General features: G+C 52.1%; 16 protein-coding genes and 3 pseudogenes. 14 read left to right on the top strand and 5 right to left on the bottom strand.

The features are described from left to right. Window positions 1–63 precede the first annotated feature (63 nt). From BQ7480_RS00100 to BQ7480_RS00025, 14 genes and pseudogenes are all read left to right on the top strand, one after another. A pseudogene (locus BQ7480_RS00100) lies at window positions 64–1164 on the top strand (DNA methylase); the annotation flags it as partial. Between the two features lie 385 nt (window positions 1165–1549). Next, window positions 1550–2689 carry a helix-turn-helix domain-containing protein gene (locus BQ7480_RS00090; RefSeq protein ID WP_072541216.1) on the top strand — a complete coding sequence of 380 codons (1140 nt, stop codon included), beginning with the start codon at window positions 1550–1552 and terminating at the stop codon, window positions 2687–2689. Between the two features lie 434 nt (window positions 2690–3123). Beyond that, window positions 3124–4263 (top strand): hypothetical protein, encoded by a 1140-nt coding sequence (locus tag BQ7480_RS00080; RefSeq protein ID WP_072541214.1) that lies wholly within the window; start codon window positions 3124–3126, stop codon window positions 4261–4263. A 48-nt stretch (window positions 4264–4311) separates the two neighbouring features. After that, complete coding sequence (locus BQ7480_RS00075; RefSeq protein WP_072541213.1) at window positions 4312–5430, top strand: DUF3575 domain-containing protein; 1119 nt, start codon at window positions 4312–4314, stop codon at window positions 5428–5430. 14 nt (window positions 5431–5444) lie between these two features. Then, entirely contained in the window at window positions 5445–6362 is a 918-nt protein-coding gene (locus tag BQ7480_RS00070; RefSeq protein ID WP_235816612.1) for a hypothetical protein, read from the top strand. A gap of 34 nt (window positions 6363–6396) precedes the next feature. Then, complete coding sequence (locus BQ7480_RS00065) at window positions 6397–7281, top strand: fimbrillin family protein (protein WP_072543815.1); 885 nt, start codon at window positions 6397–6399, stop codon at window positions 7279–7281. Then, the gene (locus BQ7480_RS00060; RefSeq protein ID WP_235816611.1) at window positions 7239–7649 is read left to right on the top strand and encodes a hypothetical protein; all 411 of its coding nucleotides are present in this window, start codon (window positions 7239–7241) and stop codon (window positions 7647–7649) included. Before BQ7480_RS00065 ends, BQ7480_RS00060 begins: the two co-directional genes overlap by 43 nt. A gap of 34 nt (window positions 7650–7683) precedes the next feature. Then, a complete protein-coding gene (locus BQ7480_RS00055) occupies window positions 7684–8568 on the top strand; it encodes a fimbrillin family protein (RefSeq protein WP_072543814.1) in 885 nt (294 codons plus the stop codon). Between the two features lie 123 nt (window positions 8569–8691). Continuing rightward, window positions 8692–10536 carry a fimbrillin family protein gene (locus tag BQ7480_RS00050; protein ID WP_072541211.1) on the top strand — a complete coding sequence of 615 codons (1845 nt, stop codon included), beginning with the start codon at window positions 8692–8694 and terminating at the stop codon, window positions 10534–10536. Window positions 10537–10592: 56 nt separating this feature from the next. After that, window positions 10593–10781 (top strand): hypothetical protein, encoded by a 189-nt coding sequence (locus tag BQ7480_RS00045; protein WP_072541210.1) that lies wholly within the window; start codon window positions 10593–10595, stop codon window positions 10779–10781. A gap of 189 nt (window positions 10782–10970) precedes the next feature. Then, window positions 10971–13319: a hybrid sensor histidine kinase/response regulator gene (locus BQ7480_RS00040; protein WP_072541209.1), complete on the top strand. Its 2349-nt coding sequence runs from the start codon at window positions 10971–10973 to the stop codon at window positions 13317–13319. Further along, complete coding sequence (locus BQ7480_RS00035; RefSeq protein WP_072541208.1) at window positions 13300–14604, top strand: sigma-54-dependent transcriptional regulator; 1305 nt, start codon at window positions 13300–13302, stop codon at window positions 14602–14604. The genes BQ7480_RS00040 and BQ7480_RS00035 overlap by 20 nt, the downstream gene beginning before the upstream one ends. Window positions 14605–14931: 327 nt before the next feature. Continuing rightward, window positions 14932–15354 carry a dihydrofolate reductase family protein gene (locus tag BQ7480_RS00030; protein WP_072541207.1) on the top strand — a complete coding sequence of 141 codons (423 nt, stop codon included), beginning with the start codon at window positions 14932–14934 and terminating at the stop codon, window positions 15352–15354. 247 nt (window positions 15355–15601) lie between these two features. Then, a complete protein-coding gene (locus BQ7480_RS00025) occupies window positions 15602–16234 on the top strand; it encodes an RteC domain-containing protein (RefSeq protein ID WP_072543813.1) in 633 nt (210 codons plus the stop codon). A 217-nt stretch (window positions 16235–16451) separates the two neighbouring features. On the opposite strand, the gene mobC is transcribed toward BQ7480_RS00025, so the two are convergent. From mobC to BQ7480_RS00005, 5 genes and pseudogenes are all read right to left on the bottom strand, one after another. Further along, window positions 16452–18461, bottom strand: a complete 2010-nt coding sequence (mobC, locus tag BQ7480_RS00020; RefSeq protein WP_072541206.1) for a conjugal transfer protein MobC — start codon at window positions 18459–18461, stop codon at window positions 16452–16454. Window positions 18462–18495: 34 nt separating this feature from the next. After that, window positions 18496–19743 carry a conjugal transfer protein MobB gene (mobB, locus tag BQ7480_RS00015; RefSeq protein ID WP_072541205.1) on the bottom strand — a complete coding sequence of 416 codons (1248 nt, stop codon included), beginning with the start codon at window positions 19741–19743 and terminating at the stop codon, window positions 18496–18498. Continuing rightward, window positions 19740–19982 (bottom strand): annotated as a pseudogene (locus BQ7480_RS18055) (plasmid mobilization protein); the annotation flags it as partial. The pseudogene BQ7480_RS18055 and the gene mobB, both read right to left, overlap by 4 nt. A 4-nt stretch (window positions 19983–19986) precedes the next feature. Then, window positions 19987–20322: pseudogene (locus BQ7480_RS17650) on the bottom strand (relaxase/mobilization nuclease domain-containing protein); the annotation flags it as partial. Next, on the bottom strand, window positions 20319–20561 hold a 243-nt coding region (locus BQ7480_RS00005), incomplete at its 5' end, for a plasmid mobilization protein (protein WP_449374834.1). The gene BQ7480_RS00005 and the pseudogene BQ7480_RS17650, both read right to left, overlap by 4 nt.

Raw genomic sequence — 20561 nt, 5'->3', positions numbered from 1 at the left:
CTTGAGCCGTATGAGGGGAAACCCTCATGTACGGTTCTGAGGGGGGAAGAGGGCAGTAATGCCCTTGACCTACCCGATCGACCGTCCGACCTTGCCCAGCGTGACGGACGTGCGGTCAGAAAGGGCAACGAGATAGCGAAACTGTATGCCGACAACAAAGTGGACGTAATCATCTATGCGGTGGAGAAGTCGCTGGACTCGTACAAGTTCAACCTGCTACACTGCAAACAGACGTTCATCTCGCAGCTGAAGAGCGGTGCGTTGGGCGCACGAACCATAGACGAGGGGGCGATGGACGAGAAGTCGGGCATGAACTTCTCGGAGTACATGGCTATCCTTTCCGGGAACACCGATCTGCTGGAAAAGGCGAAGCTCGAAAAGAGAATAGCCTCGCTGGAGGGAGAGCGCAAGTCCTTCAACAAGGGCAGGCGCGAGTCGGAGCTGAAGCTGGAGGAAAAGACCTTGGCATTAAGGAACAACCAAGTTGCCATAGCCGCCATGACTGAGGATTGGGAGAAGTTCATGGCTACTGTACAGATAGACCGTGAGGGTAACCGGCTCAACCCGATAAAAATTGACGGGCTGGATTCGACAGACGAAAAGACAATCGGAAAGCGTTTGCAGGAGATAGCCAAGAATGCCACGACCGGCGGGCAGTACAAGCGCATTGGAGAACTGTACGGCTTCCCCATCGAGGTGGTCAGCGAGCCGACGCTCAGGGACGGACTGGAATTTACCGACAACCGTTTTGTGGTGAAGGGAAATCTCAGGTACAACTACAATAATGGGCATCTGGCGATGGCTGACACGCACGCCGCCGCCACTAACTTCTTGAACGCACTGGAAAAGATACCGGGCATCATCGACCAGCATCAAAAGAGGAACGAAGTACTGGAGCAAGAAATTCCGCAACTCCAAGCGATAGCCGGCAAGACATGGAAGAAGGAAGACGAGCTGAAACAGCTGAAGTCCGAACTCGCTGCACTGGACCGCAAAATACAGCTGGAGCTGGCTCCGCCCGGTGAGAATGTCCCCAACGGAGAAAAGCCGTCCTTACAGGAAGGAGCCGAACCAAAACCGGTGTCTATGGAGCCGCAGCTGCAATCTGGCTATGTCATGGGTGATTTGCAAAAGGAAAACAAACCGAAAGGTTTGAAACTGTAATTAAAAGACGGTTGTCATAAGGCAGCCGTCTTTTATTATGAGATTATTTGTTGCAATTGTAAAGAAATACATTCTTAAGTGAATGTGACGGAAAGTATCATTACCATGCGTGCCTGCTTGCCAAGCCATATACCGGTTATCTGCTTTACAGTTTTCATGTGAAGCCCGACACTTATGAGGTCGGTGTCATTTATGTGCATTCACCCGAACTTCGTAAACTCGGTATAAAGGAGCTTCATTTAGTAAAAGCCATAAAAATAAAGAAATAATCCATTGTTCTTTGACATACATATGAAAAATAAGGGGGTTAGATGATAAAAAGCTCTGATTAGAGGCCTAATACGAACGGATTTTTGTAAATTCGCAAAATTTTTAGAAATCCGAAATGATAATACAAGGTCCTGAAATATATTATGCGGCATCCTGCCTGATACTGGTCGTTACGTCACTGTTTTGTGCGTTGGTGCGTTATTTCCACATGTGCCGTCCGTTTGACGAGGAAGAAGCCTATTTCTATCCGGCCCGCAAGCTCATCACGATTGTCTATGCCTGTTTCGCCCTGCCTGTGGTATGGCTTTTCCGCATGGACAGCCCGGACGCATACTTCTTTATGCGTGTTTTTCTTATGCTGCTGTTGCCCGGTGCGGGCGTGTTGTCGTTCCGCCGGTTTTTCTTCAGCAAGACAAGACACCGCAGACTGATATTTGTATTGTCCGGTATCATTCCTCTTGTCATTATACTGGTCTGTTGGATATACGGCTGGATTGGTGGAGATACCCTCTACCGCCATCGTGATATGCTTCTTCTCCTTATCGGAGGATATTCCCTGCTGCTTACAGCCATGCTGTTGCATACCACAAGCTGGCTGTTGCGCCAGATTCGCCTACACATGCAGGAAGAATATTCCAACAGTGAAGATTTTCCGGTACGTTTTGCCGGTTTTGTCGTATTCATGCCGGTGCTGTATCTGGGAGCCGCATGGTGGCTGTTTTTTACAGGCGACCATAATTATAACATGTGGTTCCAGCTGGTCATTTCTGTCATGCACATCGTACTTTTGATACGGATATTGCATCCGCAACGAAAAGAATATCGGGAGGTGGTAGAAGAAACGGAAGAACTCATAGCGGAAAAAATAGAAACGGTACTGTCCGACCGGGGAAGCGGCAGCAGCCTGCTGTCTGTTGATGCCAAGGATGAACTGGAAGCGAAAATACGGGCAGCATTGACCGAGGACAGGCTTTACCTGAATCCGAACCTGAAAATCGGCGAACTGGCAGATGCGGTAAAGAGCAACCGGAAATATGTATCCATTGTCATGAAAGAACGTTTCGGTTCCTTTTATAAGGAACTGAACCGGCTCAGGATTGAGGCCGCTGTCCGATACCGGGAAGAACACCCTTCGGCAAGCCGTGAAGAAATTGCTACACATTGCGGTTTTTCCAATGTAAGGACTTACAGCCGAAACCTGAAATCCGGGATGCAGGACAAGAACACAGAAGGACAATTTAAGGAAATTCCCTGAATTGTCCCTCATTATGAGCATTTTTCCTTGAATTGTCCTTCAAATTTTCTAAGATTGTCCTCTCACTTTCCGTTAAAATCCGCTAACTTTGCAAGCGGAATTTAATAATTGAATGACAATGTATTTTGATTTACAGCACATTTCAGGAAATATGGCAATCTGTTCAGGCAACATTCCGTTGTCCGCTGCATCGTGCATATACCTGTATTCAAAAAAGTGTCTTGTAAATTTGGATATGTGTGAGATTTGTGTAAACACACACACACACACACACACACACACACACACACACACACATTGCGACCGGCGTATCTTCGCGCGTTAATATACTTATTATCATCAATACATGCAAGGGTGGAAACTCCTTTTTACGGGAGCTTTCCGCCCTTTTCCGTATTCGTATGCCCCGTTTAACCCATTAAAACAAAAGTCGTATGAATACCGAAATAACCATTATAGCAAGTATATTCCTGTTGCTGGGCGGACTGGCAGCGTTTCCGTTTACGCTCGATTACAGCAATACTTCATGGATGCCCCGATGGATGCGTCCTGACGTGGACTACATGGAACGTCCGTTCCGCTATGACTATCCGGCACGCGGCATACATATATTCTTCTCCGTCCTGACGATGTTTGTGGGAGCGATGTCACTACTTACCTTGCTGGACAAGTCTTTGTCCCGGACGGTGACACCGGGGCAGTGGTTCGACAGCCTTGCCCTTGTTCTTCCTGCCTGCCAGGTGTCGTGCATCCTGTTCCTGCGTCAGGAATACAACGATCCGTTTGAGTATGCCGACCGCCTTACCGGGTTCAATATATGGAAAGTCGCAGCCGCTCTTTGCCTGATACCACTTCTGTGGCTGCCATACGTTGCCGGTCTGTTGGATTCTTCCATATACCGTTTTGCGGTACTTTCCTGTAATCTGCTGGCATACACCTTTCTTGTTTACGATTATAGACGTGTTTACAGGAAGCGTTTCGATTACGAATATACCGAAGACATCGGTTGGAAGGAAATGTATCCGGAAAGCCTGTACCTTTTGGCCTATCCGGTCTGTTCGGTTATCCTGCTATGGTCCCTATGGCAAAACAAGGAGTCCTGTATTATCGTATATGGGACGGGGTTGATTGTTTTCAGCCTGACGAAGACAGTATGCCGTTTTCATCCGGCAATCCGGGGAGATGAACATGAACGCAGCGAATACATCTGGTACATGCCGCGTGAAATGACAACAGACCATGCAAAAATGATTTACCGTCTGGCGCAGAAAGGTAAAGGGATATTTGCCGACACACGTCCCTATTACGTGGTTGTCAGCCGCCGCTGCCATTCCACCCGTTACCAGTTCCAGCTTACTACTGAGGGGGAACGTCAAAAAAGGATTCTTCTCAATGGAAACATACGTGTCCTGACCTGTAGGAAATTCGATTCTCTATCCGCAGCCAGCCTTTTCCGGCTGCAACTGCTGGAGCAATACTGGAACACATACTATAATAATTTTTTCCGTTACGAGTCACGTGCCCGTTTAGATTTTGAAAGAGACTTGAAGGCATGCACGGAGAACACAGACTGAATAACGGAGTTTTCGTATTGTAGATTTAACTATTAAACAAATAAAAATATGACATACTTGAATAAATGGATTACGACCGCACTGCTGTCGCTGCTGTTGCTACCGGTGACGGCGCAGCAGAAAGCAGATACGACCTACACTTTCCGGTTCGTGCCACGGGAAGACATGTTCTATGTGCCTTGGAGCGGCAATGACATGGAACTTGCCCGTCTGCTGGAGTGCATCGAAAGCAACAAGACGGACATTCTTGACGGCAAGCTGCCGCTTTATGTCGATGGCTACTGCAATTCATTAGGCCGTGAAGCCGATAACCTGGGTACGGCGAAAATCCGTGCCAACCGCGTAAAATCAGAACTGATTGTCCGTGCGGGAATCAAGGAAGAAAGTTTCGTCACCCGCAACCATGCGGCAGAGGGTGATTTCGTCACCGTGCGCCTGACGGTACCAGTAAAAGAAACTGCTGTAACGGATGTGGAAGCAGAGGCACGGCGCAAGGCGGAAGCCGAGCGCATGGAAGCCGAGAAACGTGCCGGACAGGAGCGCCTCGCCGAGGAGCAGCGCAAAGCGGAAGAGGCCCGACTTGCCGATGAAAAGGACGGAGCCGAAAGAACGGCCCAACAGCAACAGACGGCAACACAGCAAAATATCCTTACCGACCGTCCGTCGGAAACAGCAACTGCCGAAAATTATCATTTTGCCATCCGTACCAATCTGCTAAGGATTGTAACCCTGACACCCGACCTTGGCGTGGAATGGCGTATCAGCCCATCGTGGGGCATTGCCGTAAACGGCTCATGGACTTCATGGAGCTGGAGCGACAAGGACCGCCGCTATGCCCTTTGGGAAGTGACCCCGGAAGTGCGTTACTATATGGGCGAGAAGAAAGCCTGGTATCTGGGCGCGATGTTCAAGGCCGGGCAGTTCAACTACAAGCTCTCCGAAACAGGCAAACAGGGCGACCTGATCGGCGGCGGCATCACCGGCGGCTACCAGCTACGGCTGAACAAGGCACTGGCCCTCGATTTCAGCCTCGGTCTGGGCTACCTGAATGCCGACTATGAAAAATATGAAGTCATCGACGGTGTACGAGTGCGCAAAGGCAGCGAGGCAAAGGACTGGTGGGGACCCATCAACGCCGGCGTGACATTGGTATGGAAATTATTCTAAGGAAGGAGGACAATATGGAACAGACAAAATACAGATGTCGTTTATCAAGAATATTGGTCGTTCGTAGAACGGATTTTCACCTTTTCGGGAAAAAAGTCAAATTTGCGGCAGTCTTGCTGACCGCATCACTACTCTCTTCCTGTGTGAAGGACACGCTCTATGACACTCCGCATCCCGACAGGGGGGCAGTCACCGTCAGCCTGACGGGAGTGTCGGCAGACGATGATTATGTACTCGACATCGACGGGAAAGCGACCGGCATTGACGGTTCGCCTTTTACCGCCCCCGACCTGCTCACACCGGGAGCGCACAGCCTGGTGGCCTATAATCATGCAGACGGCTTCACCTTTGACGGACGGACGGCGCGGGTCGATGCCCTCAGCGGCAAAAGCCGTGCGGACGCTGCGGCCGTCATCCCCCTGCCGGGCTATCTGAAGTCCGTCAGCCGGGAGATTACCGTCACAGCCGATGACACGCTGCGTGTCAGCCTTGTTCCGCAGCAGCGGGTGCGCGACCTGCACATCGAGTTCACCGTAACGCAAGGCCGCCCCGAGCTGATACAGAGCGTCACCGCCACCCTCGGCGGCATAGCCGGCGCCTTCGACATGGAGGCGGAACAGACCGTCGGCGAACCTGTCTCCACGGTCTTCGCCTTCACCCGTGAAGGCAGCAAGCTCACGGCCGACCTGCGCCTGCTGGGTACGATGGGAGACGTGCAGACGCTGGTGCTGGACATCGTCTTCACCGACGGCGGACGCACACAACATACGGAGGTAGAACTGACCGAGGCCATGAAGGAGTTTAACGGCGACATGACCACCGCCTACCGTGTGACCGGAACACTGGAAACGCCCGTCGGCATGGAAGAAGGCAAGGGCGAGATTACCGGATGGGAAACGGGGGACGGAGGCGACGTTAGCGCGGAAATGTAAGACAATTAATAATTAACAATTAACAATGAATAAAATGAAGACTAAACACTTTGCACTCGCAGTGCTGGCATTGTCACTTGCCGCCTGCAACAATGAAAATGAGATTTTGAACAACGACGGTCCCGTAGCCGCACAGTTCACCGCCGACATCTATAAGGCCGTATCCACCCGCGTCAATTCGGAGGGGACCGGCTTTACCGACAAAGACTGTATCGGCATCAACAGCGAAGACATCACCAACGTGCCCTACGTGAGAGAGAACGGCCAGTTCGGGCCCAAGGGTACAACCATCTATTTCAATGACACCGAAACGAAGACCTTCAGCGCCTACTACCCGTATAGGGAGGACAGCGAATTGCAGAATGGAATCGTGTCAGTCAACACCGATCAATACGGTCAGGGCCCCGAAATAGACTTCCTTTTCGCCTCGGGAGCCACGGGCAGCACCAGCAGCCCGACGGTGAGCTTCACCGGCGAGCATGCGTTCAAGCACTGCATGAGCCTCGTCAAGCTCAATTTTTTGGAGGGCGAAGGCGTTGACTTCAGCGAAAAAATTCTTAAACACTGCGTATTAGAGGGTCTGAAGACTGTAGGCACTTTCAACACCACTACCGGTGAAACCGCCCTGACTGTCAACTATCCCTCGCCGATTACCATGTGGTTTGACGACGGCGCCACCACCTCGCAACTCTTCATTTTCCCGCAGACATTGGATTTTACAACGCCCCTTAACCTGAAGGTGGTGTACAACGGCGTGGAATACGCAGCCACGCTGCCGAATCCATCCACGGATAAGTTAGACGCAGGCTATGCCTACACCTACAACATAACGCTCAACAACAAGGGCATCACGGTGGAAGAACCGGAGATTACCCCGTGGGAACCCGGAGAAACGAACGATGTAAGCATCACGCTGTAAGCCCCACATACACCCTCGGCGGCATAGCCGGCGCCTTCGACATGGAGGCGGAACAGACCGTCGGCGAACCTGTCTCCACGGTCTTCGCCTTCACCCGTGAAGGCAGCAAGCTCACGGCCGACCTGCGCCTGCTGGGTACGATGGGAGACGTGCAGACGCTGGTGCTGGACATCGTCTTCACCGACGGCGGACGCACACAACATACGGAGGTAGAACTGACCGAGGCCATGAAGGAGTTTAACGGCGACATGACCACCGCCTACCGTGTGACCGGAACACTGGAAACGCCCGTCGGCATGGAAGAAGGCAAGGGCGAGATTACCGGATGGGAAACGGGGGACGGAGGCGACGTTAGCGCGGAAATGTAAGACAATTAATAATTAACAATTAACAATGAATAAAATGAAGACTAAACACTTTGCACTCGCAGTGCTGGCATTGTCACTTGCCGCCTGCAACAATGAAAATGAGATTTTGAACAACGACGGTCCCGTAGCCGCACAGTTCACCGCCGACATCTATAAGGCCGTATCCACCCGCGTCAATTCGGAGGGGACCGGCTTTACCGACAAAGACTGTATCGGCATCAACAGCGAAGACATCACCAACGTGCCCTACGTGAGAGAGAACGGCCAGTTCGGGCCCAAGGGTACAACCATCTATTTCAATGACACCGAAACGAAGACCTTCAGCGCCTACTACCCGTATAGGGAGGACAGCGAATTGCAGAATGGAATCGTGTCAGTCAACACCGATCAATACGGTCAGGGCCCCGAAATAGACTTCCTTTTCGCCTCGGGAGCCACGGGCAGCACCAGCAGCCCGACGGTGAGCTTCACCGGCGAGCATGCGTTCAAGCACTGCATGAGCCTCGTCAAGTTCAATTTTTTGGAGGGCGAAGGCGTTGACTTCAGCGAAAAAATTCTTAAACACTGCATGTTAAATGGTCTGAAGACTGTAGGCACTTTCAACACCACTACCGGTGAAACCGCCCTGACTGTCGACTATCCCTCGCCGATTACCATGTGGTTTGACGACGGCGCCACCACCTCGCAACTCTTCATTTTCCCGCAGACATTGGATTTTACAACGCCCCTTAACCTGAGTGTGGTGTACAACGGCGTGGAATACACAACCACGTTGCCGAAGCCATCCACGTCTAAGTTAGACGCAGGCTATGCCTACACCTATAACATCACGCTCAACAACAAGGGCATCACGGTGGAAGAACCGGAGATTACCCCGTGGGAACCCGGAGAAACGAACGATGTAAGCATCACGCTGTAAGCCCCACATACCGCTGCCCCGGCGCATGCGTCAAGCCGGAGCTGCCCATAGATATTATGGTGCGACGGCCGCCTTCGCAGGCGGCGGCAGCACAAAACGAAAACAAATAAAAAACATCACGATATGAAGAAAAGACATTCCATCCAGATACTTCTCGCCGCAGCCGCACTGCTCCTTGCCACGGCTGCCTGCACGAAGGACGAACTGGCGGACGGCGACCGTCTGCCCGAAGGACAATACCCGCTGGAGATAGCCCGCATCACCCTCGGCGTGGAGGGCGGCGAGGCGCAGCCCTGGGGCGCACCGGCGACGCGCGTCAGCGAGGACGGGGACGGCAAAAGCAGCACGTTCGACGCGGACGACAAGTTCGCCGTACAGATAGACGACGAGGGAGAGGTCGGCACCTACACCGTGCAGGACGACGGCTCTGCCGAAGCCGAAACACCCCTGTATTGGAGCGACAGGGACGAGGGCCACACCGTCCGCGCCTGGTACCCCGCCACGGACGGCACCCTCGACCTCAGCGACCAGCAGACCGACGGTCTTGCCTACCTGCTGGGCGCCACGGGCACGGGCGACTACCAGACCCCCGTCACCCTGAGTTTCACCCACGCTCTGGCGAAGGTGCGCGTGACGCCCACGGACGATGCACTCGGCGAAGTGCAAAGCCTCCAGCTCTATGCCTACACACAGTGTACTTATGAAAAGGGCACGGTAGTGCAAGGCTCGCAAGAGGGCTGGATAGAGATGAAGAAGTGCGAATACACCGAAAACGGCAACGCCATCACCTGCTGGGAGGCGAACGTGGTGCCCGGCTACACGATAACCAAGCTGATGGCGAACCACGACAGCAAGGAGCGCACTCTCTCCTCCGGCATCACCCCCGTGGCAGGCAAGTTCTACAACATCACGCTGAACAAGGACAAGGGATATACCGATGACGGACAGGGCAACTACACCGTGACCTCCGCCGAGGGATTGAAGGCTGTGGCAGACATAGCCAACAACGGCAATCTCGACATCAACATCACCCTGACTGCCGACATCGACCTGAAGGGCATCGACTGGACGCCGATAGGCATAGACTATAACCACCGATACACCGGCACCTTCGACGGCGGCGGCCATACCATCACGGGGCTGAAGATTACGGGAAATGACCAATATGCGGGCCTGTTCGGCCACATCGGCTCCGGCGGCAAGGTGATGAACGTGAAGCTGGAGGGCGTACTGATAGAAAGCGATAACGAAATGAGCGTTGTCGGCGGCGTGGCGGGATATAGCCGGGGAACCCTTGAAAACTGCTCGGTGTCGGGCAGCGTCAGCGGCAGCGGCAAGAACGGCTTTGTGGGCGGTGTAGTAGGCTATCAAAATGGCGGTTTCCTTACCGGGTGCAGCTCCTCGGCCACAGTGAATGCCGGGGGTATAGCCGGCGGTGTGGCAGGTACCTCGGATCTTGGTGCCACCCTGACCGCCTGCTATGCCACGGGCGACGTGACCCTTGAAAGTAGCGGTACAGGCTCCTATTATGCCGGCGGCGTGGTGGGAAGCAACAACAACAGTAGCACTCTCATTGCCTGCTATGCCTGGGGCAGCGTGAGCGGTAGCGGAAGCGGCACCATCTATGTGGGCGGCGTAACGGGAAGCAACGATTCAAGCACCCTGACTGCCTGCTACCATGCCAATGGGACTGTCAGCGGTACAGGCTCCGGCACCATCTATACAGGCGGCGTGGCGGGATGGAACTATAAATCTTTCAATGACCCTGTCATCACCGCCTGCTACTGGGGAAGCAACGGCCAGACACAGGGCATCGGTGAAGACCAGGCAGGCACCGGCGGAACCACACAGGTGACGGACGACGACTGGCAGACGGCCGCTAACGCCATGAACGCCGCATTGACCGCTGAAAGTTGGCGATACACATTTGATCCCGACAATTCATTACCTGTATTGTGGGAGCCATAAAAAGGCAGCCCAAAAGTTTGGCTGATTGGATATAAAACAGTAAATTGTAGGCATTTATGATACGCAAGATACTGACAACTTACGTTGCACGGCTGGATGAATATCTGGCCCGCTCACACCGGCAGCCCGAAGGGGTGGCCGAGGTCGGGCTGATAGGCTCTGCCGGCGAGCAATGCCCCAACAAGCTGGTGGTCTCTCTCGTTAATCTGGAACGGGAAGCCAGCGGCGACGGCGGCAGTATATGAAGGCTGCCTCGGTTCGAGGTCGGCAATTCATTGGAAAAGAGATAATAAGAGAATAAAAAAACAGAAATTCCCATTCCGGGCGGGAGCATCAGTGCCCGGTAACATCATACAGAATCGCAGCCCGCTGCCGTAAGGTCAGTGGGCTGTATTTTCATAAGGAGAAATCATAAAAAAGATGAGGTAAACCGCATGAAACAGAAAACAATAGCAACCAGACACCTGCGCACCAAGATAGCGGCAGGATATGTGCTGATACTATTACTTATTTTCGGCATTGTATATATCTGGCTCAACGAACAGCAGAGGCGACAGGAAATAGAGACAACAAGCAACAAGATAAGATGCTTCCGTAAAGACGTACACGAAGTGTATGTGAAGGTGGTTGACTTATCCCTGATTGGTGAAACCGTGCTGGACTGGAACGAGGAAGACATGGCGGCATACCATGAGAAGCGTCTGGAAGTGGACACTCTGCTCAGCCGGTTCAAGTCGACCTACCGCAGCGAACGTATAGACAGTGTCTGCCGGTTGCTGTCTGAAAAGGAAAAGCTGCTGAACAAAATCATGCTGGTACTCAATGAACAGGAAGAAATAAAGGACAAAATAGCCCGCCGTGTTCCGGTGATAGCCCGCAAAAGTTCGCAGGAAGAACCGCCAAAAAGGAAACGGACAGGTTTTCTGGGTCTGTTCGGGAAAAAGGAAGAAGCGAAACCGACCGCAACGACCACCATGCTCAATACGCTGAACAGTGACGTGATCGCCCGCCAGAAAGAACAAAGCGAAAGGTTGAGCCAATATGCCGACAGCCTTTCGGTAAGAAACAGGAAACTGAACTGCCAGTTGCAGGGCATGATCAAGAAAATGGATGCGAGAATACGGACAGACCTGCAACGGCAAGAAACAGAGTTAGCCGCCATACGCAGGCAATCGTCGGTGCAAGTAGGCGGACTGACTGCCATCGTAGCCTTTCTTCTGCTGCTTTCGTATGTTGTCATTCACCGGAACGTGAAACGTATCTGCAGGTACAGGAAAGAAACAAACGAGCTGATAGACAAGCTGCAAAAGACTGTGCAACAGAACAGGCAACTGCTCTCTGCCCGCCGGAAAATCATGCTGACCGTCACGCATGAACTGCGCACTCCGCTCACTGCCATCAATGGTTACGGAGAACTTCTGACACATACTGAAAATGAGAACAAAAGAATAGAATATACCCAAAACATAAGACAGGCAGCCGGCAGAATGACGGATATGCTGAATACCCTGCTGAACTTTTTCCGGCTTGACAGCGGGAAAGAACAGGCAAACGCTGTCCCCTTCCGCCTGAAAAATGTGATTGAAATACTTCAGACAGAATTTGAGCCGAGAGCTGAAGCCAAAGACCTGACCCTACACATAAGCGGATGCAGCGACGTCATTCTGATGGGCGACTGCAACCGGCTGATACAGATAGCCAACAATCTGCTTGGCAATGCCATCAAGTTTACGGAAAGCGGTACGGTAGGACTGGACATGGCCTATGAAGCCGGGAAACTTGTCCTGACCGTGCAGGATACAGGTACGGGCATGAACAACGAACAACGGGAAAAGATATTTGAGCCCTTCGAGCGTCTGCCGAATGCCGCCGTCGAGGACGGCTTCGGGCTGGGGCTCCCGATAGTCAAGAACACAGCCACCCTGCTGGGCGGAACAGTCGCAGTTGAGAGCGAGGAAGGCAAAGGCAGCCGGTTTACCGTGAGACTGCCGATGCCCCTTGCCGACAATATCATAGAGATAGAAAAGCGCAAGGCCGGAATTTCAGCCAGACGCCATGCGGCTTTTTACTCCGTTCTGGTTCTGGACAATGATGAAATGACACTGGCCATGACCAAAGAAATGTATGGCAGCTGCAATATACGCTGCGACACATGTACCAATACGTCAGACCTGATGGAAGCCATACGGGAACGGGACTATGATTTGCTGATAACAGACCTGCGAATGCCTGAAACAAACGGATATGACGTGCTGAAACTGTTGCGCTCGTCGAATGTGGGCAACTCACAGACCATTCCGGTAATCGTCACTACGGCCTGGGGCAACTGTGATGAACAGAGCCTGCTTGACTTCGGTTTTTCGGGCTGCCTCTTCAAGCCATTCTCATTGCCAGACCTGCTGCAAATATCCGAGAAATGTGTCGGTATAAAGGAACAGGAATACTCACCGGATTTATCCCCCCTGTTGGCATACGGCAACAAGGAGGAAATGCTGGATACACTGACCCAAGCTACGGAAAAAGAAATGCAGGGAGTGAAACAGGCCGGCATGATGAAAGACCTCAAGGCTCTGGACGAATGGGTACACCATCTGCGCAGCTCATGGAGCGTGATCCGAGCCGACAAGCCGCTTTGGAAACTGCACGGGCTGTTACACAAGGAAGGTGGCAGTACGGAAGATGAAATCAGCCGGGCTGTCGATGCGGTTGTCCGCATGGGGCAAAGTATCATAGAACAGGCAAAAAAAGAAAGGAGGATACAGGATGAAGGTTTTTGTGGTTGAGGACAATCCAGTCTATTGCAAATATGTATGCAACCTGCTTGCCAGAGAAGGATTTGAAACGGAAACCGCTTCATCGCTGTCAGCCGCCCGCAAGCTGGCGGACAAGATGAAAAGTGAGGACATCATACTTGCCGACCTTCGCCTGCCCGACGGTGAATGTACCGGACTGTTGCAGTGGATGCGCAATCAGGGCAAACGGCAACGCTTCATCGTCATGACCGACTACGCCGAGGTACATACGGCAGTGGAAAGCATGAAACTCGGCTCTGAGGACTATATCCCGAAACGGCTGATAGAAGAACGGCTGCTGCCACTTGTGCAGACCATAAGGAAAGAACAGGAACGCACACGACGTGCCCCCATATTCAGACGTACCAGCGAGGCGTATCTTTCCGCAAAGCATCGCGCCAAGATTGTCGCACCGACCAATCTGAGTGTGATGATTCTGGGCGAGAACGGAACCGGAAAGGAGCATTTCGCCCAGTATATCCACGAAAAAAGCAAACGGGCGGACAAGCCGTTTGTCGCAGTGGACTGCGGTTCATTGTCCCCGGCATTGGCACAGTCCGCCTTTTTCGGACATGTGAAAGGGGCGTTTACCGGTGCGGATGCCAACCGCAGCGGATTTTTTCAGGAAGCGGAAGGCGGCACGCTGTTTCTGGATGAGGTGGGAAACCTGACCCCTGACACCCAACAAATGCTGTTGCGTGCCATACAGGAACGGCGGTACCGACCCGTAGGCGGCAAGGAAGACAAGACAGCCGATGTGCGCATTATAGCAGCCACCAACGAGGATTTGCAGAAAGCAGTATCGGAGAAGCGTTTCCGTCAAGACCTGCTTTACCGCTTGCAGGAATATGCAGTAACTGTACCACCACTCCGGGAAAGCAGTGATGACATCATGCCTCTCTCGGAATTTTTCCGTGAACAGGCAAATGTGGAACTGGAACGCAACGTGAAAGGATTCGACCAATCGGCACGCAAAGCCCTGCTCACCCATTCATGGCCGGGCAACGTGCGTGAACTGCGTCTGACGGTACAGGCTGCGGTATTACATACGGCAGGAGATATGGTGTCTGCAAAAGATTTGGAAATAACCGGTGAACATATCTGCACTTCTTGTTGCTTTACCTTAAAAGATGAGGAACTTGAAAAAGAACGTATCTTGCGTGCATTGGAACAAGCGGAAGGTAACCGGAACATGGCTTCACAGATATTGGGTATAGGTCGTACGACATTATACCGGAAAATGATGGAATATGGGCTGAAATACGGTGAGAAATAACTCAAAAATGAATATTTCCGCTGTAAAATAATATATTATCCGCACAAATTCCTATCTTTGTGGAGAAATTTAGGAATAAAAACAGGCAGTCGGATCATGTCCGGCTGTCTGCTGATATAGACATAAGAACGCAAGGTGTCCAAGCGTAAATCTGGAAAATTGACACTGAAAGGTACAAATTGCGTGGTGCTTATGCTATGCTTTGTCATAGCGTGCATTCACGTATATAACCTTTCAAGGGCTTTCCAGAGCCTACGCTTGGTGTAGCGTGGATAGCACGCTACTTTTTTATTCCAAGCGAACCGGAAAGACCAAGAAATTCAGATTATGGCGAAAATACAATTGCTGGCAATACTTTCGATAGACGGCTGTCTGGCGAATATGGACACTGAAGGACGCTGGTGGCTCCGTCCAGATTGTCATGGCATCTCAGACATATATAACAAGGCAACCTTTGAGCTTTCACCGGATTATTCAATGACCACATTGATAGCCGAACATGAGAAACAAGACGACAACACCGTTTATCTGATTGAAGCGACCCATCAGAATGCCGATTTTATCAATGCGCTGCTGAATATGCGTATCGTTGATGAAATTATTATCTACACCGTACCGTTCATAGCAGGTACCGGTTTCTTTCTGTTTCAAAAAAAATTGCCAATATCCTATTGGAAACTGACCGAACAGAAAAGTATGCCGGGAGCCTTGCGACACATATACCGTAAGGTGGATGTGGAAGATAATTAGCCGTATCATGTTCCAAAATGGAACGTGAAATGCGGATTCAGTTGTTTCAAGATGAAACGCGGTTTCATCTTGAAACAGTTTTTTTGACCGTTTATACAATGGCTGAAAAATATTTTATCTCTATTCTATTGTATAACAGCAGGATACAAAATCCTGCCGTTTTTTTTCTGTTTGCGGAAAAGCATTTGTACTCATAGTTCATGTGCGCACACTGATAATCAAAGTGTATCATTCAAACAGAAAAAATATGAATTACCTTATATTGACAGAAACCGAGTTTTTCGGTCTTATAAACGGAAATGATGAGACAATCAATCTGAATGCCGCCTATGGGTGTTTTGTCAAGGCGGTTGTCGAACTGCTGTCCGATAACGATACGGACGGTGTAAAGATTGCACTGGCGTATGCCGAGAACGAACTGGAATATCACAACACGCAGTATCTTGCAGGTGGGGTGAAAAGCCATACCGACCTGTTTGTCCGCAAAGCCTTGTCTTTTGTCCGCAAGATGCAAAAGCATGTCCCCTCCAATTGTCCGCAGGTGCCGCCACTATCCACCACCATTCACTCCGGATACGAAAAGAAAGAAGATGAAAGGAATACCCCGACCATGCGCTGGACGGGCAAGGCGTCCGACCTTGTTGAACTTATCTACGGTGTCAGCGAAATGGGCTGCATCAATGACGGCGAGACCTCACTGAAGGAAATTGCCGACTATTTCTACAAGGTGCTTGGTGTGCAGGCGAAAGGCTGCTACAACATATACAGCGACATCAAGATGCGGAAAAATGAAAGTAGAACCTATTTTCTCGACCGTGCAGCCGAGAAAGTGAACCGTAGGATGCAGATGGATGAGGAACGGGAACGGATGAGAAGGTAAACGAGAAAAGTCCGGTTTCCTGCAATTATCGGAAGAAAAAGACAACCTTTGCAAAAGCAATTAAAAGACAATAGATTATGGCAATAGAAATCAAACCCATTCCGGTGACCTGATACTGTCGCAAACCCGATAAACATAATGATATAAAAAAGAAAATCCGTAATACGACTGAATGTTCAAGCGTGTTACGGATTTTCCTTTTTTCGCCTATGGCGTGTTACTTGTTCTGCAAGAGGTATTGCAGTTCCGGGTCGGACTGTATGCGCTGCAACTCGTCGGCGACAATCTGCCGCACCTCTGCACGGATACGGTTGTAGTTCTCCTGAATCATCTCCTTCATGTGGTCGTTGCCGTCAGCATCGGTAAAGTCCGTGATGATGGGAATAGGCTTGTATGCCTGTTCCTCACGCTTCACTTTCTCGGCATCGACCACAATCTCACAATGGAAAATCTTCTGCTCAATGCGCTCGCTGAAATTGTCGGCGACGGCTCCCACGAACATGCCCTGCGTGAGCGTGGAAATCTTGCTCGCCGGAATCAGGCTCTCCATCTGCGTATTGATGGATGTGGACTTGTCCTCGCGATTGATGGTGATGCTCTGCCGCTTCTGCAAAATTTTGCCGAAACGTTCGGAAAGGGTCTTGGCAGTCTCGCCCACGACCTGCCCGGAAAAGATGTTGCCGACGGTGTTCATGACCACGGCGGCCTCCTTGTCGCCGTAGTCACGCTTGAGCTGGGAGAAGTCTTGAAAACCGAGCAGGGTGGAAACCTTGTTGCTTCGGGCGGTGGCAATCAGGTTGTCCAGCCCCTTGAAATAAATCGTGGGCAACTCGTCTATGATTATTGAGGATTTGAGCCTTCCTTTCTTATTCACGAGCTTGACGATGCGCGAATTGTACAGTCCCAACGCCGCCCCGTAGATGTTCTGGCGGTCGGGATTGTTGCCCACACAAAGGATTTTCGGCTCGTCGGGGTTGTTGATGTCGAGCGTGAATTCGCTGTCGGACATGACCCAGTAGAGCTGCGGGGAAATCATGCGCGAGAGTGGAATCTTAGCCGAGGCTATCTGCCCGGCAAGCTGCTCCATCGCCCCGCCCTGCCATGCGTCCATGAACGGGGAAAGGTAGTTCTCCAGTTCGGGATAGCTGGTCAGAATAGGAAACACATCCTCGTAACGGCGATTAAGCAGCTCGATGGCATGGGGAAAAGTACAATATTTGCCATCTTTGTAAGTCCTTAAAAACCAAATCACTGCGGCGAACAGGATAATCGGCGACTCCACGAAGAAGTCGCCCTGTTTTTGCACCCAAGTCCGATTCAGGTTGAGCATGATGGTATAGGCACTCTCGTAAGCATCGGTGATGTCCTCCATGAAATCCGGATGGATGGGATTGCAACGGTGGCTGCGACGCGGGTCGTCGAAGTTTATCACGTAGAACTTCGGCTTGACCCTGTACCCGTCCGGGTGGTTCATCAGGTGGTTGTAGGCAATGGTAGATAAGTCGCTGAATTTGAAGTCATAGATATAGAGCGCGAAGCCCTTCTCAATCTGTTGTTTAATGAAAGAATTAACCACAGCATACGACTTTCCACTGCCCGGAGTACCCAACACGATGGAAGCACGGAACGGGTTTACCACATTGATAAATCCGTCGTTCCACTTCTTCTTATAGTAAAAGCGGGTGGGCAGATTTACTGAATACTCGTTTTCCATGAGGCGGGTCTCCTGCATGAAACTCTCGTTTTCCACATTGAACACGTCTTCCATAAGGTTGGTACGCAAAAGGCGGCTCATCCACGTGCCCGCCATGAGCAGGCAGACATAGCCCGCCGCCATCGAAGCGGTGTAGAAACCCGCAACCGCCTCCACCGGAAGCGGCAGGGACAGCACCCACCAGTTGCCGAAGAACAGCACCAGCCCCGCGGCAAGTACCGCCCAGATCCGGCGCCAGGTGATTTTCTCCTCCTTGACACCCTTCGTGCCGAGGCACGAGAGCGCGAGCAGAAGAATGGCAAAGAGCTTCGTGTAGAGAATGTGATGGAACAGTCCGGCGGTACGGTCGAAGTTCATCAGTACCCGGTCCACGATACCTATGCCGATGCCCCACAGCCTTACGGCTTCGTAACAATACCAGTAGAGGTGGATGACCACCAGAATAATGCTTACGGCACGAAGAAAATCCATGATTTTCGCCAGTGCCCTCAAATCGTCTTCCTGTTGTGACATAATCTGTTTCTGTTTTTAAGTTTGAATGACTGAATTATAATCCCTGTCCTTTGCGGCGTTTCTTACGTCTGTGTTTGAGGTCACGCTCGAAGGCAGCTTCCTCCGCCTGTGTGTCCGAAGCATCGCTGCCGAGCAAACCCAAGCCGGAGGAATACCCCTCGTCGTATTCCACGGCGGGACGGGTGTCGGGCTGCTGCCCGTCCACGGTAATGGTGAACGGCACGGGCGGAGTGCCGGCATAAGGCAGGGTGAAATGTTCCTGCAAGGCATTGGCGGAAAACTCCCTACCCAGACGAGAGCCGTTGAGCACACAGCCCGTGCGGTGGTCGATGAAGGTCGCTCCGTAGATGCGCCCTTCGTCGGTATGGCGGAACACCACGTCCACGCCCTTGTCCCGGAGGAGGGTGACGAACTCCTCGCGGCGGTATGTCCGAGCAAGCGCGGCGACGACGGTCTTGCGGGTCATCTCCGCCAGACGTTTATCCCGAATTTGTTCTTTGGAAAATTCAAACCTGCACTGAACGGCTTCATAGCCGACGGACTTGCCGATGCGGGAAGCCTTGAAAGGATTGCCGGTCTTGTTGCCGGCATCATCAGTGGCGGAATAGACCAGCCCGTGATACTCGCGTCCGTTCACCATGCCGTGTGCTTCCTCTACCGTGACATTATAGAGCGAGAGCAGAGCGCGGTATTCGCCCATTGTCCGAAACTTGTAGCCTGCCATGACCGCCTTGGCTACATTCGATACCTGCCGTTTCACGTCACCCTGCGATACGTCCACCCTGCGGAGCGGGTTGTCGGTGCGGTGCTGCCTACGGTCAGCCGGGTGCAGTCCGTACTTCTTTTCCAGCTCGGAGGTGATGCGCTTGCTACGGCGGTGGATGAAATCACGGTTGAGCCGCCTGCCGTTTTCGTCCACATTGACGGAAACGATATGCAGGTGGTGGCGGCTGATGTCCTCGTGCTTGAAGACAAGGTAAGGCTGGTCGCCGTAACCCAGCCTGTCGAGATACTCGCGTGCGAGCTGTTCCAGCTCCATGTCTGTCAGGAGGTCGTCGGGGTGCGGATTGAGCGAAATATGGATGACCTTATTCCGGGTGCGCACCTGCTCCGGCATGAACCGCTTGAAGTCCTGCTCGGCACGTGCCACATCCACCTGTCCGCTTCCGTTGTCAAAGATCCTGTTCACGGCAAGGAGCCTGCCTTCCCCTTCGTTCACCTTCAGACCGTTGTAGGCAAGCGCACCGTACAGTGACGTGCCTACGGTAATTTTCGCTATCATGATTTTTCCTCCTTTTCCGACAGCCTCTGCTGGAACTCACGGGACAGCTCCATGATCTGCCGCGTCAAAGCGGCCAATTCCTTGGTGCATTGCTCCAGTTTGTAGAGCAATGCCATCGCCTTCTTTTCCGAAAAATGGCAGCGAAGCTCTCTGACCGCCTGATTGTAGTTGTTGCCGACCATGCGGTACTGCGCATGGAATGCGGAGAGTTTCGTGCAGTAATCCAGCAGCGTCCTGTCCNTGGCGGCTGATGTCCTCGTGCTTGAAGACAAGGTAAGGCTGGTCGCCGTAACCCAGCCTGTCGAGATACTCGCGTGCGAGCTGTTCCAGCTCCATGTCTGTCAGGAGGTCGTCGGGGTGCGGATTGAGCGAAATATGGATGACCTTATTCCGGGTGCGCACCTGCTCCGGCATGAACCGCTTGAAGTCCTGCTCGGCACGTGCCACATCCACCTGTCCGCTGCCGTTGTCAAAGATCCTGTTCACGGCAAGGAGCCTGCCTTCCCCTTCGTTCACCTTCAGACCGTTGTAGGCAAGCGCACCGTACAGTGACGTGCCTACGGTAATTTTCGCTATCATGATTTTTCCTCCTTTTCCGACAGCCTCTGCTGGAACTCACGGGACAGCTCCATGATCTGCCGCATCAAAGCGGCCAATTCCTTGGTGCATTGCTCCAGTTTGTAGAGCAATGCCATCGCCTTCTTTTCCGAAAAATGGCAGCGAAGCTCTCTGACCGCCTGATTGTAGTTGTTGCCGACCATGCGGTACTGCGCATGGAATGCGGAGAGTTTCGTGCAGTAATCCAGCAGCGTCCTGTC

It is taken from the genome of Bacteroides mediterraneensis (genome assembly GCF_900128455.1).
GTDB classification, from domain to species: Bacteria; Bacteroidota; Bacteroidia; order Bacteroidales; family Bacteroidaceae; genus Phocaeicola; species Phocaeicola mediterraneensis.
This window is presented reverse-complemented; position numbering and strand designations above follow the sequence as displayed.